The organism is Burkholderia sp. E168m22, from assembly GCF_001319805.1.
In the GTDB taxonomy this organism is placed as follows: Bacteria; Pseudomonadota; Gammaproteobacteria; order Burkholderiales; family Burkholderiaceae; genus Burkholderia; species Burkholderia orbicola.
The window spans coordinates 32,504-47,766 of sequence record NZ_BBSK01000020.1 but is presented as its reverse complement, the minus strand read 5'-3'; the positions used below and the strand labels follow the sequence as shown (position 1 = coordinate 47,766).

Annotated in this window: 13 protein-coding genes and 1 riboswitch; of the genes, 5 read left to right on the top strand and 8 right to left on the bottom strand. The window is 70.8% G+C overall.

The window, feature by feature from the left end; all coding sequences use genetic code 11:
* Positions 1-17: 17 nt before the first annotated feature.
* The 4 genes from cobM to AP428_RS05960 are packed head-to-tail and all read right to left on the bottom strand — an operon-like array spanning position 18 to position 3,876.
* Positions 18-746 carry a precorrin-4 C(11)-methyltransferase gene (cobM, locus tag AP428_RS05975; protein WP_011545413.1) on the bottom strand — a complete coding sequence of 243 codons (729 nt, stop codon included), beginning with the start codon at positions 744-746 and terminating at the stop codon, positions 18-20.
* A gap of 42 nt (positions 747-788) precedes the next feature.
* Positions 789-1,520, bottom strand: coding sequence for a cobalt-precorrin-6A reductase (locus AP428_RS05970; protein ID WP_011545412.1), 732 nt, complete (start codon positions 1,518-1,520; stop codon positions 789-791).
* The gene (locus tag AP428_RS05965) at positions 1,517-2,605 is read right to left on the bottom strand and encodes a cobalt-precorrin-5B (C(1))-methyltransferase (RefSeq protein WP_011545411.1); all 1,089 of its coding nucleotides are present in this window, start codon (positions 2,603-2,605) and stop codon (positions 1,517-1,519) included. The genes AP428_RS05970 and AP428_RS05965 overlap by 4 nt, the downstream gene beginning before the upstream one ends.
* Entirely contained in the window at positions 2,605-3,876 is a 1,272-nt protein-coding gene (locus AP428_RS05960; protein ID WP_054927836.1) for a bifunctional cobalt-precorrin-7 (C(5))-methyltransferase/cobalt-precorrin-6B (C(15))-methyltransferase, read from the bottom strand. Before AP428_RS05960 ends, AP428_RS05965 begins: the two co-directional genes overlap by 1 nt.
* Before the next feature lie 213 nt (positions 3,877-4,089).
* Positions 4,090-4,281, top strand: a riboswitch (cobalamin riboswitch).
* 69 nt (positions 4,282-4,350) lie between these two features.
* Between AP428_RS05960 and cobG the strand changes: the two genes are divergently transcribed.
* From cobG to AP428_RS05930, 5 genes are all read left to right on the top strand, one after another.
* Positions 4,351-5,751 carry a precorrin-3B synthase gene (cobG, locus tag AP428_RS05955; RefSeq protein ID WP_197285585.1) on the top strand — a complete coding sequence of 467 codons (1,401 nt, stop codon included), beginning with the start codon at positions 4,351-4,353 and terminating at the stop codon, positions 5,749-5,751.
* The gene (locus AP428_RS05950) at positions 5,744-6,370 is read left to right on the top strand and encodes a precorrin-8X methylmutase (RefSeq protein ID WP_011545408.1); all 627 of its coding nucleotides are present in this window, start codon (positions 5,744-5,746) and stop codon (positions 6,368-6,370) included. Before cobG ends, AP428_RS05950 begins: the two co-directional genes overlap by 8 nt.
* The gene (locus tag AP428_RS05945; RefSeq protein ID WP_054927835.1) at positions 6,367-7,101 is read left to right on the top strand and encodes a precorrin-2 C(20)-methyltransferase; all 735 of its coding nucleotides are present in this window, start codon (positions 6,367-6,369) and stop codon (positions 7,099-7,101) included. The genes AP428_RS05950 and AP428_RS05945 overlap by 4 nt, the downstream gene beginning before the upstream one ends.
* Positions 7,098-8,807 carry a precorrin-3B C(17)-methyltransferase gene (gene cobJ / locus AP428_RS05940; RefSeq protein ID WP_054927834.1) on the top strand — a complete coding sequence of 570 codons (1,710 nt, stop codon included), beginning with the start codon at positions 7,098-7,100 and terminating at the stop codon, positions 8,805-8,807. The genes AP428_RS05945 and cobJ overlap by 4 nt, the downstream gene beginning before the upstream one ends.
* A 339-nt stretch (positions 8,808-9,146) precedes the next feature.
* Positions 9,147-10,502, top strand: a complete 1,356-nt coding sequence (locus AP428_RS05930; protein WP_054927832.1) for a chitinase — start codon at positions 9,147-9,149, stop codon at positions 10,500-10,502.
* 100 nt (positions 10,503-10,602) lie between these two features.
* Here the strand turns inward: AP428_RS05930 and AP428_RS05925 are convergent, their stop codons facing one another.
* The 4 genes from AP428_RS05925 to AP428_RS05910 all read right to left on the bottom strand — a co-directional run bounded on the left by AP428_RS05925 (position 10,603) and on the right by AP428_RS05910 (position 15,215).
* Positions 10,603-11,346 carry an IclR family transcriptional regulator gene (locus AP428_RS05925; RefSeq protein ID WP_027811169.1) on the bottom strand — a complete coding sequence of 248 codons (744 nt, stop codon included), beginning with the start codon at positions 11,344-11,346 and terminating at the stop codon, positions 10,603-10,605.
* A 60-nt stretch (positions 11,347-11,406) separates the two neighbouring features.
* Positions 11,407-12,573 carry an acyl-CoA dehydrogenase family protein gene (locus AP428_RS05920; RefSeq protein WP_027811168.1) on the bottom strand — a complete coding sequence of 389 codons (1,167 nt, stop codon included), beginning with the start codon at positions 12,571-12,573 and terminating at the stop codon, positions 11,407-11,409.
* Between the two features lie 38 nt (positions 12,574-12,611).
* Positions 12,612-13,913, bottom strand: a complete 1,302-nt coding sequence (locus AP428_RS05915) for a CitMHS family transporter (protein WP_054927876.1) — start codon at positions 13,911-13,913, stop codon at positions 12,612-12,614.
* A 132-nt stretch (positions 13,914-14,045) separates the two neighbouring features.
* Positions 14,046-15,215, bottom strand: coding sequence for a CaiB/BaiF CoA-transferase family protein (locus tag AP428_RS05910; RefSeq protein WP_054927831.1), 1,170 nt, complete (start codon positions 15,213-15,215; stop codon positions 14,046-14,048).
* Positions 15,216-15,263 lie beyond the last annotated feature (48 nt).

The following is a 15,263-nucleotide window of genomic DNA, read 5'->3' as shown; positions in this document are numbered from 1 at the left end:
CCACGGCGCTGGCGCGTTCAGCCCGCGCTCGCGTACAGCGTCGAATCCGCGAACCCTTCGGCGTCGAGCACGCGCCCGATCAGGATCAGCGCGGTGCGCTCGATCTGCGTGCCCTGCACCTTGCCGACGATGTCGGCCAGCGTGCCCGTCACGCGCTCCTCGTCGGGCCAGCTCGCGCGATAGATCACCGCCACCGGGCAATCGGCGCCGTAATGCGGCAGCACTTCGTCGACGATACGCGCGAGATGGCGCACGCCGAGATGGATCGCGAGCGTCGCACGATGCGCGGCGAGTGCGCCGAGCGCTTCGCCTTCCGGCATCGTCGTCTTGCCCGCGAAACGCGTGAGGATCACCGTCTGCGCGACGCCCGGCAGCGTCAGCTCGACGCCGAGCGTCGCAGCGCACGCGGCCGTGGCCGTCACGCCCGGCACGATTTCGTACGGAATCCCGAGCGCTTTCAGGCGACGGATCTGCTCGCCGATCGCACCATACAGCGACGGGTCGCCCGAATGCACGCGCGCGACGTCCTGCCCTTTCGCATGCGCGGCCGCGAGCAGCGCGACGATCGCGTCGAGGTCGAGTTCGGCCGTGTTGACGACCTGCTCCGCGCGATGACCATCGAGCACGGCGGCCGGCACGAGCGAACCCGCATACAGGATCACCGGGCAGGTGCGCACGAGGCGCTGGCCCTTCACCGTGATCAGCTCCGGGTCGCCTGGGCCCGCGCCGATGAAATACACCGTCATCGAAATTTCTCCGTCAATTCGTTGGGTGGCCGCTGCGTCGCGTCAGGCGCGCGCGGCCGGATCGAGTGCGTCGATGAGTGCCGTGACCGAGTCGAACGCGCGGTCGGCATCGGGCAGCGGCGGCCGGCGCAGCATCACGACCGGCAGCCTGCGTTCGCGCGCGACATCGAGCTTGGCCTCGGTTGCCGCGCCACCGCTGTTCTTGCTGACTACGACGTCGATGCCAGCCAGCGCGAACAGCGCGCGCTCGCCGTCGGGCGTGAACGGCCCGCGCGCGGCGACGACCTGCGCACGGGCGTTGCCGGGATGCGCATCGAGGCAGCGCACGAGCCAGAACTGGTGCGGCGGAATCGCGTCGAGATGCGCGAGCGGTTCGCGGCCGAGCGTGAACAGCGGGCGCCTGAACGGCGCGAGCGCGGCCTCGATACCGGCCCAGTCGTCGACCATGCGCCAGTCGTCGCCCGGTTGAGGCGTCCACGGCGCGCGGCGCAGCGCCCACAGCGGCACGCCTGCGTCGCGCGTCGCCGTCGCGGCGTTCGCGCTGATTCGCGCGGCATACGGATGGGTTGCGTCGATCACGAGGCCGATACCCGCGTCGCGCAGATACGCGGTAAGCCCGGCTGCGCCGCCGAAACCGCCGACGCGCACGTCGCAGCGCAAGTCGTCGGGCGTCTTGCCGAGACCGGCGAGACTATAGACATGATGCGGGCCGAGCGCGCGCGCGATTTTCAGCGCATCGCCGGTGCCGCCGAGCAGCAGGATGCGCGGGCTCATCGCGCCGCCCCGACGAAGCGGCCCTGCCGGTCGATCGCGAACATCTCGACCGCGACCGACGGCGGCACGATGTCGCGTGCCACCCGCAGCGCATGCGCGCAGACGAGATCGCCGAGCGGCACGCCGTCGGCCTGCGCCAGTTTCAACGCTTCCTGGCTCGTGTTGGCCGCGCGCATCGCGGCCTGCAGCGCCTCGTTCGCGCCGGCTTCGGCCGCCCATTGCGCGAGCAACGGCAGGTCGATGCTCGAATGGCGGCTGTGCAGGTCGAGATGGCCGGCCGCGAGCTTGCTCAACTTGCCGAAGCCGCCGCACATCGACAGGCGCGCGACCGGCGCGCGCCGCAGGTGCTTGAGCACCGCGCCCGCGAAATCGCCCATCTCGATCAGCGCCATGTCGGGCAACTGGTAGTGCGCGCGCATCGCGTCCTCGCTGGCGTTGCCCGTGCAGGCGGCGATATGCGCGATGCCGTTCGCCCGTGCGACGTCGATGCCCTGATGAATCGACGCGATATAGGCCGAACACGAGAACGGCCGCACGATGCCGGTCGTGCCGAGGATCGACAGCCCGCCGACGATGCCCAGGCGCGGGTTCATCGTCTTCAGCGCAAGCGCCTCGCCGCCTTCGACGCCGATCGTCACGTCGAAGCCGCCCGCGTAGCCGTGTTCAGCGGCGAGCGCTTCGAGGTGGGTAGTCATCATCTGGCGCGGCACCGGATTGATCGCCGGTTCGCCGACCGGCAACGTCAGCCCCGCGCGCGTGACCGTGCCGACGCCCGGCCCGGCATGAAAGCGCACGCCGGGCGCCGCCGCGAGCGCGACGCGTGCGAAGATCAGCGCGCCATGCGTGACGTCCGGATCGTCGCCGGCATCCTTGATCGTGCCGGCTTCGGCGCCGTCGGCCGTCGCGCGGCAGAACTCGAGCCGCATCATCACGCGCTGCCCCTTCGGCAGCACGATCTCGACCGCGTCGTCCGCCTGACCCGCGAGCAGCAGCCGCGCGGCCGCAAGCGAAGTCGCGGTCGCGCAGCTGCCTGTCGTGTAGCCGAAGCGCAGCGGCGCGGGTTGTTCGGGGGTTTCGTCGCGCATCACGCGTCCGTTGCGTCCGTTGCGTTCGACGAATTCGACGAGTCGGCCGTGTCGGTCGCGTCTGCCGTGTCGGGCTTGCGCACGTCGTACAGCGTGACCGGCAGCGGCTGCCGCCACGTGTCGAAGCGGCCGAGCGGTTCGGCATGCGCGAACGACATGCGCGTGAGCGTGCCGCCATGCGCGTCGCGCCACGCGGCGAGCGCCATCTCGCCCTGCAGCGTGACCGCGTTCGCGACCAGCCGGCCGCCGGGCTTCAGCGAAGCCCAGCACGCGTCGAGCACGCCGGGCGCCGTCGCGCCGCCGCCGATGAAGATCGCGTCGGGCGCGGCGAGCCCCGCGAGCGCATCGGGCGCACGGCCCGCGACGAGTTGCAGGCCCGGCACGCCGAGCGTATCGCGGTTGTGTTCGATGAAGCGCTGCCGCTCCGCATGCGCTTCGATCGCGATGGCCTGACAGGATGGATGCGCGCGCATCCATTCGATGCCGATCGAGCCGCTGCCGGCGCCGACGTCCCACAGCAGTTCGCCTGGCGCGGGCGCGAGACGCCCGAGCGTCATCGCACGCAGGTCGCGCTTGGTGAGCTGGCCGTCGTGGCGGTACGCATCGTCGGGCAGGCCGGGCGTGAGCGCGCGGCGCGGCGCGTCGGGGCCCGCCCGGCAATCGAGCGCGACGAGGTTGAGCGCGGCGGTTTCGTCGACGTGCCAGTCTTGCGCGAGGCCATCGATCCGTCGCTCGAGCGGGCCGCCGAGGTGCTCGAACACGCTGACGCGCGTCGGCCCGAAGCCCCGCGCGGCGAGTTCGGCCGCGACGGCGGCCGGCGTACGGCCGTCGGCGCTCAGCACGAACAGGCGCCGGCCCGGCAGCAGATGGCGGGCCAGCGTCGCAAGCGGACGCCCGACGAGCGAGACCGCGCCGACGTCCTGCAGCGCCCAGCCGAGACGCGCCGCGGCGAGCGACAGCGACGACGGCGCGGGCAGCACGCGCCATTCGTCGGGAGAAAGCTGGCGGGCGAGCGTCGCGCCGACGCCGAACAGCATCGGGTCGCCGCTCGCGAGCACGCACACGGGCGCGCCGCGGCGGGCGAGCAGCCCCGACAGGTCGAACGGCGACGGCCATGCTTCGCGCGTCGCCCGCAACCGCGCGGGCAGCATGTCGAGATGCCGTGTCGCGCCGACCACGTGCGTCGCATCGAGCAGCGCGCGCCGCGCGTGGCGTCCGAGCCCCGCGTAACCGTCGTCGCCGATGCCCACTACCGTCAGCCACGCCGTCATGCACCCTTCCCCATCGTTCGATTCCATCGTGTCGCCGCGCGGCCGTGAAAGCGCCGGTGCAGCCGTCCGCATTGCGAAAAACGGCATGGTACCGTGTTCCACCCGGCGTTTCATCTGCCGGCCCGCCCGCGCCCGATCGTTGTCCGACCGTTGCCCGTTTCACCCGCCGCGAACGGCCGACCGCTCGCGAATCGCGGCCGAAATCGGGTATCCTACGGCCGTTCGTTCGCCGGTGCCCTTCGGGGCCGAAGAGGGAACACAGGGCGCCCCGCGCGCCGCTGTGGCTGCCCCCGCAACTGTAGACAGCGAGCCGAGCTCCCCCTCATGCCACTGGTTTCACCGGGAAGGCCGGGAGCCGGCGCCGACCTGTCAGCCAGGAGACCTGCCGGCCAGAAAGTGCGTGCGTGCCAGTCGGCGTCGGGCGGGGTGTACCGATGCGTTGGCCGCGGCGCCACACACTGTCCCGGTATCCCGTTGAATCCCGCCCCCGCTTCGATTCCTGCGTCGCCCGTCGTACGCCCGTCGGCCTGCCCGGGGCTCGTGCGCGTGGTCGCGGCCGCCGACGGGGGGCTGTGCCGGATCAAGCTGCCGGGCGGCCGGCTCGATGCACATCAGGCACGCGCGATCGCCGCCGCCGCGCGCCTGTACGGGTCCGGCGCGATCGATGCGACCAATCGCGCGAATCTGCAGTTGCGCGGCATTCGCGACGGCGCGGCCGATGCGCTCGCGCACGCGTTGCTCGACGCGGGGCTCGGCCCGCGCACAAGCGCCGGCAACGTCACCGACGATACGGCCGCGCTCGCGACAAGCGACGACGTCCGCAACGTGCTGCTGAGCCCGCTTGCCGGGCACGACCCCGCCGCGCTCGTCGATAGCCACGCGCTCGCCGCGCCGCTGCTCGACATGCTGGCGAGCGAGCCGCGCCGCGGTGAACTGTCGCCGAAATTCTCGATCCAGCTCGACGGCGGCGAAGCGGTCGTGGCGCTCGATCATCCGCACGACATCTGGCTGGCCGCATGGCGCCGCGCCGACGGCGCGGTACGTCTCGCGGCGGGGCTGGCCGGCTGTCCGCCGGTTGCGTGCGGCGACCGGCCCGCTGCGGTCGACGTGTCGCCGGAACAGGGCGCCGCACTGGTGCGCGCGCTGTTGCTCGCGTTCCTCGATCTCGCGCCGGCCGACGTCACGCGGATGCGCGCGTTGCTGGCGACGTGCGACGAACGCACGCTGCTCGCGCGCGCCGCGCACTACCTGCCCTTCCCGCTCGCGGCCGATCCGGCGCTTGCCGACTGGCGGCGCACGCGTACCGCTCCCGCGTTGCGTTTCAGCGCGGCTCCGTCGCGCGACGCGGCGCGCTGCAGCGTCGGCGCGCAATTCGCGCTCGGGCGGCTCGACGCGGCGCAACTGGAGCGGCTTGCCGCGCTGGCCGAGGCCGACGGCGACGGCACGCTGTCGATGACGCCGTGGCAAGGCGTGTTCATGCACGGCGTGCCGAACGAACGCACGGCGGCGATGCGCGCAGCACTCGCGTCGCTCGGCCTCGTGTGCGCGGCGTCCGACCCGCTCGCGACACTCGTCGCCTGCACCGGCAGCGCCGGCTGCGCGAAAGCGCGCGCCGATACGAAACACGATGCGCTCGCGCTCGCCGCGCGCGTCGGCCATCCGCTCGACGTGCACCTGACCGGTTGCGAGCGCCACTGCGCGCTGCCGCATCCCGCCGCGCATACGCTCGTCGCGGTGGCGCCCGCGCACTACGACCTTTACCGGCGCGACGCGGCCGCGGGCCTCGGCGCCCCGCTCGCGCGCCATCTGACGATTGACCAGGCCGCGGTCCGACTCATGGACGCGCGGCACAGCCAGGACACCACCGATGCTTGACTACATTCGCGACGGGCAGGAAATCTACCGCCAGTCGTTCGCGACGATCCGCGCCGAGGCCGACCTGTCGCAGGTTCCGCCCGATCTCGAGAAACTCGCGGTGCGCGTGATCCACGCGTGCGGGATGGTCGACGTCGTGTACGACCTGCGCTTCTCGGCCGGCGCCGGCACGGCCGGCCGCACGGCGCTCGCGGCCGGCGCGCCGATCCTGTGCGATGCGAGGATGGTCGCCGAAGGCATCACGCGCGCGCGGCTGCCGGCGGCCAACCGCGTGATCTGCACGCTCGGCGAGCCGGAGGTGCCCGATCTCGCGCGCGACCTCGGCAACACGCGTTCGGCCGCCGCGCTCGAACTGTGGCGCCCGCATCTCGCGGGCAGCGTCGTCGTGATCGGCAATGCGCCGACCGCGCTGTTCCACCTGCTCGACATGATCGACGCCGGCGCGCCGCGGCCCGCGCTGATCCTCGGTTTCCCGGTCGGCTTCATCGGCGCGGCCGAATCGAAGGCGATGCTCGACGCCGACAGCCGCGGCGTGCCGTACGTCGCGCTGCTCGGCCGGCGCGGCGGCAGCGCGATGGCCGCCGCCGCGGTCAATGCGCTTGCAACGGAGGTCGAATGACGAGCGTGCGCGGACGGCTGTTCGGGGTCGGCGTCGGCCCCGGCGATCCCGAGCTGATGACGATCAAGGCGCTACGCGTGCTGCAGGCGGCGCCGGTGGTCGCGTATTTCGTCGCGAAGGGCAAGAAAGGCAACGCGTACGGCATCGTCGAAGCGCACCTGCTCGACGGGCAGACGCAACTGCCGCTGGTCTACCCGGTGACGACCGAGGCGCTGCCGCCGCCGCTCTGCTACGAGACGGTGATCGCCGATTTCTACGACACCGCGGCCGAGATCGTCGCGGCGCACCTCGATGCGGGCCGCGACGTCGCGGTGATCTGCGAAGGCGACCCGTTCTTCTACGGCTCGTACATGTACCTGCACGACCGCCTCGCGCCGCGTTACGACACCGAGGTGATCCCGGGCGTATGCGCGATGCTCGGCGGCACGGCCGTGCTCGGCCAGCCGCTCGTCTATCGCAACCAGAGCCTGTCGGTGCTGTCGGGCGTGCTGCCCGAGCATGAACTGCGCGAGCGGCTCGCGCGGGCCGACGCGGCCGTCGTGATGAAGCTCGGCCGCAATTTCGACAAGGTGCGGCGCGTGCTCGACGAACTCGGGCTCGCGAAGCGCGCGCGGTACGTCGAGCGCGCGACGATGGCGAACCAGCGCATCGTGCCGCTCGACGAGGTCGATCCGATGGCGTCGCCGTATTTCTCGCTGCTCGTCGTGCCGGGGGAAAAATGGCAAGGATGACGACCCCGCCCGCGATCGTGATCCTCGGCGCGGGCGCGCTCGATACCGCGCGGCGCATCCAGGCGCGTTACCCGGGCGCCCGTGTGCACGGTCTCGCGTCGCGCGTCGACGCCGACGTGCCGTTCGACGAACTCGGCGCGCACCTGCGCGAACTCTATGCGCGCGGCCTGCCGATCGTCGCGCTGTGCGCGGCCGGCATCGTGATCCGCTGCCTCGCGCCCGCGCTCGCCGACAAGGGCGTCGAGCCGCCGGTGCTCGCGGTCGCGGAGGACGGCTCGGCCGTCGTGCCGCTGCTCGGCGGGCTGACCGGCGTCAACGTGATCGCGCGCGAAATCGCAGAATGCGTCGGCGTCGCGCCAGCGATCACGACGAGCGGCGAACTGCGCTTCGGCGCGTGCGTGCTCAATCCGCCGGAAGGCTATGCGCTCGCCGATCTCGCGCAGGGCAAGCGCTTCGTGTCCGACCTGCTCGCGGGCGCGTCGACGCGCGTCGACGGCGCGGCGCCGTGGCTCGACGACGTCGCGCTGCCCCGTGATGCCGCGGCTGCGCACGCGATTCGCGTGACGCCCGATGCGTGGCGCGGCGCGCGCGACGAGCTCGTGATTCATCCGCGCAGCGTGGTGGTCGGTGTTGCCGCGGATGCCGTGCATGCAGGCGAAGCGCTTGCCACGCGCATCGAAGCCATGCTCGACGCACAGGGCCTCGCACGGCTGGCGCTCGCGGCCATCGTCGCGCCGGCGTCGGCGATCGGCGAACCCGCATTGGAAGAAGCGGCGAGCACGCTCGACGTGCCGCTGCGTTTCGTCGATGGCGATCCCGACGCGCCTGCCGACGCCAGCACGCTGCTCGGCCGCGCATTGCGCGTCACCCACACGCTGCGTGAAGAATCTAACGGTCTCGCTTGCGCGGTCGCGTCGCAGCCGGTCGACCCCGCCACGCTCGGCCGCGCGCGCGGCCGCCTGACGGTGCTCGGTCTCGGCCCGGGCGGTGCCGCATGGCTCACGCCGGCCGCGCGCGCGGCGCTCGCGGATGCGACCGACATCCTCGGTTATACGACTTACGTGAACATGGCCGGCCCGTTTCGGGCGGACCAGCGCGTGCACGGCACCGACAATCGCGAGGAAATGCAGCGCGCGCGCCATGCGTTCGAACTGGCGGCCGAGGGCCGGCGCGTCGCGGTCGTATCGTCGGGCGACCCAGGCGTCTTCGCGATGGCCGCGGCCGTGCTCGAAGCGCTCGACGAAGCGCGCGACCCGCAATGGGCCGCGGTCGACCTGCGCGTGGAGCCCGGCATCTCGGCGTCGCTCGCCACGGCCGCGCAGGCCGGCGCACCGCTCGGTCACGATTTCTGCGCGATCTCGCTGTCGGACAACCTGAAGCCGTGGGACGTGATCGAGACGCGCCTGCAACACGCGGCGCAAGCCGATCTCGTGATGGCGTTCTACAACCCGATTTCGCGCGCGCGGCCGTGGCAGCTCGACCGTGCGCTCGACATCGTGCGTGCGCATCGCGCGGCCGATACGGTGGTCGTGCTCGGCCGCGACATCGGCCGGCCAGGCGCGACGCTTTCGACAACGACCCTCGGCGCGCTGCGCGGCGAGCAGGTCGACATGCGCACGATGGTGATCGTCGGCTCGTCGACGACGCGGCGCTTCTCGATCGGCAACGCACGCGAATGGATCTATACGCCGCGCTGGTATCGCTGAACGCCGCGGCGCGCGTATCGAATCCGGCGGTGCTCACGTGAATGCGCGATGCGCGCGAGCCGTCAATCGGCATGCCGGTGTATCACCGGCTCGCTGGAACCGGTCCATCCGCGCGCCATGGCGCGAGCAACCGGAAAAAGTGCCCGCTCCGCGTTTCGCAACGCGACCGAATCGGCAAGATCGTTACGTATCGGGAATCGAATAACAAAAAGAAGTATCCCTAAATTCCCTATTCGACGTGAATACTCCAAGATAGGCACGCCGCCGACGGGACAGGTGCCTGCCCATCGGCGGCGATACGCAGGCCAGCGTATCCCTCTTCCACTTGGAGAACACAGAATGAACAACAATGTGTTGCCGCGTTTCGTTCCGCGAGCGTTTGCCGCGGGTTGTCTGCTCGCGATGGCGAGCGTGTCGCACGGTGCCGGCGTGTATGCACCCTTTGTCGACGTGACGCTCTATCCGACACCGTTGGTCGACCAGATCGGCGTGCGCCAGGGCATCCAGCAGTTCACGCTCGCGTTCGTGGTCGCGGGCAACGGCTGCGTGCCGTCGTGGGGCGGCGTGCAGCCGATCGGCAACGGCGCGAGCGGCGGGCTGCTGACCGCGCTGTCGACGTCGATCGCGAGCTACCGCGCGAAAGGCGGCGAAGTCGCCGTGTCGTTCGGCGGCGCGAACGGCACGCCGCTGATGCAGGCGTGCTCGACGGTTCCCGCGCTGAAGAGCGCGTACCAGACGGTGATCGACACGTACGGCCTCACGCATATCGACTTCGACATCGAGGGCGCGTCGCAGCAGGACACGGCGGCGGTCGCGCGCAACTTCCAGGCGGTCGCGCAACTGCAGGCCGACTACGCGGCGAAGGGCAAGCTGCTGCACGTGACGCTGACGCTGCCGACGATGCCGACCGGGCTCACGCAGGACGGCGTGAACGTCGTCAACGCGGCCATCGCGAACAAGACCACGTTCGATGCGGTCAACGTGATGGCGATGGACTACGGCCCCGCGAACATCGACATGGGCGCCGCCGCGATCAGCGCTGCGCAGGCGCTCTACTCGCAGCTGGACACGGCGTTCAAGTCGGCCGGCCAGCCGAAGACCAACGCGCAGCTGTGGCAGATGGTCGGCGTCACGCCGATGATCGGCGTGAACGACGTGCAAGGCGAAACGTTCACGCTCGCGAATGCGCAGACCGTGCTGAACGCGGCAATCGCGAACGGCTACGGGTTCTTCGGCAACTGGTCGGTCGGCCGCGATCAGGCGTGCCCGTCGGGCGGCACGTATGCGTCGCCCACCTGCTCGGGCGTCGCGCAGCAGCCGTACGCGTTCGCGGCGATCTTCAAGAAGCTCGACGGCAAGTGGGGCGCGGGCGTCACGCAGGACCCGAACTACGGCGGCGGCTCGGACGGCGGTACGCCGCAGCCGGGCGCACCGTGGGCGGCCGGCCAGGTCTATACGGCCGGCGCGACGGTCACCTACCAGGGCACGACGTATCAGGCGCAGTGGTGGACGCAGGGCGACGTGCCCGGCCAGGCGGCCGTGTGGAAGCCGATCGGCGGCGGCACGCCCGCGTGGTCGTCGACGACCGCCTACCAGGGCGGCACGTGCGTGACGTACCAGGGCGCGAAGTATTGCGCGAAATGGTGGACGCAGGGCGACAACCCGAGCGCGGGCGGCGTGTGGGTGAAGTCGTGACGTTGCGACGCGCTCGCGCGTGACGTACGGCGGGCCGTTCCGGCGTGGCAGGACCGAACGCCGGAACGGCCCGCTGCGGATGCCGGCGCGCGCCGCTGCCCTACCCGCGCGCGTGCTCGGCCAGCAGCCGTGCCTTCGCGTCGACGAGCAGCGCCGCATGCTTGTCGCGATGCTGGCGAATCCGCTCGGTCGGCCCGACGACCGACAGCCCGTACCAGTCGCCGTCGAGCGTCAGCGCCACCGCGAGCGCCGACAGCTCGGGCGCGCTCTCGCCGAAGTTCTCGGCCCAGCCGAGTTCGCGAAACCGCGCGGTCTGCGCGACGAGCGCCGCCAGGTCGGCCACCGTCGCATCGGTGAAGCGTTCGAACGGCAGTTGCGCGCCGAGCGCCTGCTGCGTCTCGCTCGCGAGTTCCGCGAAGATCGCCTTGCCGATCGAGTTCGCGTGCAGCGGGCGCAGCTCGCCCGGCTGGCGCGTATAGCGGATCGCCTGCTCCGATTCGACGACGTCGAGATACGTGACCGACACACCCTGGATCTTGCCGAGCACGGCGGTTTCGCGGCTCGCGTCGCGCAGCGCGACGAGGTGCGGATGCACGATGTCGACGACCGGATCGGTCGCGTCGATCGCGGCGGCGACCGTCTGCAGGCGCCGCGTCGGGTAGTAGCCGCCGCGCTTGCGCACTTCGTACAGGTAGCCGCGGCTCACGAGCGTGCGCGCCATCGCGAGGCAGCTCGACGCCGGCACGTTGAGCAGGCGCGCGAGTTCGGTGAGCGGCAGCGGCCGCCGTTCGGCGGCGAACAGCTCGAACAGGTCGAGCGTGCGGGCAACGAGTTTGACGTCCATGACGAGCGCTTGATTCGGAACGGGAAACCGCGCGCCGGGCGGGCCGCCGGGGCGCTACGGTCAGTACGACTTCGGCAGCCCGAGCACCTTCTCCGCGATGTAGCACAGGATCAGTTGCGGACTCACGGGCGCGAGCCTCGGAATCATACACTCGCGCAGATAGCGCTCGACATGATATTCCTTCGCGTACCCCATCCCGCCGTGCGTCGCGATCGCCGTCTGGCAGGCCTGGAACGCGGCTTCCGCGCCGAGGTATTTCGCCGCGTTCGCCTCCGCGCCGCACGATTGACCCGCGTCGTAGCGCGTCGCGGCCTTCATCACCATCAGCCATGCGGCCTCGAGCTGCATCCACGCCTGCGCGAGCGGATGCTGGATCGACTGGTTCTGCCCGATCGGCCGGCCGAACACCACGCGCTCGCACGCGTACTGCGTCGCGCGGCGCAGCGCGGCCTGCCCGAGCCCGATCGCCTCCGCGGCGATCAGGATGCGTTCCGGGTTCAGCCCGTGCAGCAGATAGCGGAAGCCGTCGCCTTCGTTGCCGATCAGGTCGTCGCGCGACACGCGCAGGTTGTCGATGAAGAGCATGTTCGAATCGACCGCCTTGCGGCCCATCTTCTCGATCTCGCGCACCTCGACGCGTGAACGGTCGAGGTCGGTATAGAACAGGCTCAGCCCGTCGGTCGGCTTCGCGACCTGGTCGAGCGGCGTCGTGCGCGCGATGATCAGCATCTTGTTCGCCACCTGCGCGGTCGAGATCCAGATCTTGCGCCCGCTCAGCACGTAGTGATCGCCGTCGCGGCGCGCCTGGGTGGTCAGGTGCGTGGTGTCGAGCCCGGCGTCGGGTTCCGTCACCGCGAAGCACGCCTTGTCGCGCCCGGCGATCAGCGGCGGCAGGAAGCGCGCCTTCTGCGCGTCGTTGCCGAACACCTGCACCGGGTTCAGCCCGAAGATGTTCATGTGGACGGCCGACGCGCCTGACAAGCCGGCGCCCGACGCGCTGATCGTGCGCATCATCAACGCCGCCTCGGTCATCCCGAGCCCGGCGCCCCCGTACGCCGGGTCCATCGCGATGCCGAGCCAGCCGGCCTCGGCAAGCGCCGCGTGGAAGTCGGCCGGAAATCCGCCGGCGCGATCGCGTTCGAGCCAGTAGTCGTCGCCGAAGCGCTCGCAGATTTTCTCGATCGCGCTTTCGATCGCGCGCTGGTCGTCGGTCAGGTCGAACTGCATGGACTGCTCTCCCGAAAAAACGTGAGCGGCCGCGCCGCTCACAATGGAAACACGCCCGTCGCGACCGCGGCGAAGACCATCAGCACGGTGGCGGCGAACAGGAACGGAATCGTGAATTTCTGGTGCTCGGCGAGCTCGACGCCGGTCAGCCCGACGATCAGGAACGTCGCGGGCGTGAGCGGGCTGACCGGAAAACCGGTCGTCATCTGGCCGAGCAGCGCGGCCTGCGCCATCTGGATCGGCGGCACGCCGAGCAGCTTGCCGCTCTCCGCGAGCACCGGCAGCACGCCGAAGTAGAACGAATCGGGATCGAACAGCAGGCTGAGCGGCATCGACAGCAGCCCGAGCACGAACGGCATGTGGCGCGCATGCTCGACGGGCACGTGCGCGACGACGACCTCGGCCATCGCCTTCAGCATCCCGGTGCCGGACATGATGCCGGTGAACGCGCCGGCCGCGAGCAGCACGCTCGCCATCATCAGCGCGGCCTTCGCATGCGCGTCGATCCGTTCGCGCTGCGCCTGCACGTCCGGGTAATTGATCACGAGCGCGGCGACCGTGCCGAGCATGAACATCACCATCGGATCGACGATGCCGGACACCAGCGTGACGAGCACGACGAGCGTGAGCGCGACGTTGATCCCGAAGCGTCCCGGCCGGCGCAACGCGCGTTCGGCGTCGGTCAGCTCGCGCGGCGCGATCGCGAGCGCGGCCGCGCCGGCGCGGTCGAGCCCGAGCCGTTTCGCCTCGCGCACGCCAAGCACGTACGCGGTGCCGAACACGAACGCAAGCCCGACGATCTGCACCGGGATCATCGGCGTGAAGATCGCCGAGCCGGGAATGTGCAGCGCCGCCGACGCGCGCAGCATCGGCCCGACCCATGGCAGGAAGTTGACGCCGGCCGCCATCGACGCGACGCACGCGAGAATGCGGCGATCCATCCCGAGTCGCGTATAGAGCGGCATCATCGCGGGCAGCGTGACGAGAAACGTGACGGCGCCCGAGCCGTCGAGATGGATCAGCAGCGCGAGCAGCGCCGAGCCCATCACGATGCGCGGCGGATGGCAGCCGATCACGCGCAGCACGCCGGCTATGATCGGATCGAGCATCCCCGCGTCGGTGAGGATTCCGAAAAATAGAATCGCAAAAACGAACATCCCGGCGATCGGGCCGATGTTCTGTACGCCGTGCACGACGAACTTGCCGGTCTGAAGCCCGAAACCGGCCGCGAGCGACGCGGCCACCGGCACGACGATCAGCGCGACGAGCGGCGACAACCGCTTCGTGATGATCAGGCCGAACAGCGCGACGATGGCGACCGCGCCGATCCATGCGAGCATGATGCGTCTCCTCTTCAGCCGGTGCGCATCGAGCGGCGTGTCGATGTGCGGGCCGGCGTGATGTCCGAATGATGGTGTGCGCGGCACGTGGCCGGGCGCCGCAATGCGGCACGTCGGCGGCCGCGATGCCGGTCAGGTCCGGCGGTTGTCGTTGTCGTTGTCGTCGTTGTCGGCCGCGAACACCTGCGCCGCATGTTCGTTCAGCGCGGGCGGCGCATGCCGGTACGTAGCCGGCGTGCGGCCGAGCTTGATCGGCGACGCGATGCCGCGATGCCGGCCCAGCTCGACCTTCATCCGCCGATGCGCGACATGCGGGTGGTCGAGCGCCGCATCGAGCCCGAGCACGGGCGCGCACGGCACGCCGCGGCGCATCAGTCGTTCGGCGAGCGTCGCGCCGTCGTGCGCGGCCAGCGCCGTTTCGAGCAGCGTGCGCAGCGCGGCGCGGTGCTGGCTGCGCGCGCGGTTGTCCGCGAAACGCGGATCGGCGAGCCAGTCGCGCGTGCCGAGCACGTCGCACAGCGCGGCGAACTGCCCGTTGTTGCCGACTGCCAGGAAGATGTCGACGCCCGCGGTCGGAAAGCTGTCGTACGGCGTGATGTTCGGATGCGCGTTGCCGGTGCGCACGGGCGCGTTGCCCGAATGGAAGAAGTTCGGCGTATGCGGATGCAGGATCGACAGCGCGCAGTCGAACAGCGTCGATTCGACGAACTGGCCGCGGCCGCTGGCGTCGCGTTCACGCAGCGCCATCAGCACGCCGAGTGCCGCGTTCAGCCCCGTGACGAGATCGACGATCGGCACGCCGACCCGCAGCGGCGCGCCACCGGCTTCGCCGTTGACGCTCATCAGCCCGGCGAGCGCTTGCACGGCCGCGTCATAGCCCGGCAAGCCGCCGAGCGGGCCGTCCGCGCCGAAACCCGACACGCGGCAATAGACGAGGCGCGGAAACCGCGCATGCAGCGCGTCGAAGCCGAGCCCCCAGCGCTCCATCGTACCGATCTTGAAGTTCTCGACGAGCGCGTCCGCGTGTTCGAGCAGCCCGAGCAGCCGCTCGCGATCGGCGGGCTGCGTCAGGTCGAGCGCGATGCCGAGCTTGTTGCGGTTCACGCCGAGGAAGTACGACGCCGTGTCGCCGTCGAACGGCGGGCCCCACGTGCGCGTCTCGTCGCCGGACGGCGGTTCGACCTTGATCACCTCCGCGCCGTGATCGGCGAGGATCTGGGTCGCGTACGGGCCGCCCAGCACCCGCGACAGATCGATGATGCGCAATCCCGCCAGCGCGCCCTGCTGCTCGTGTTCCGCCATGCGTCTCGCTCCTGGTTCCGGTTGATCGGACTGCCGGTTCCGGCGGCT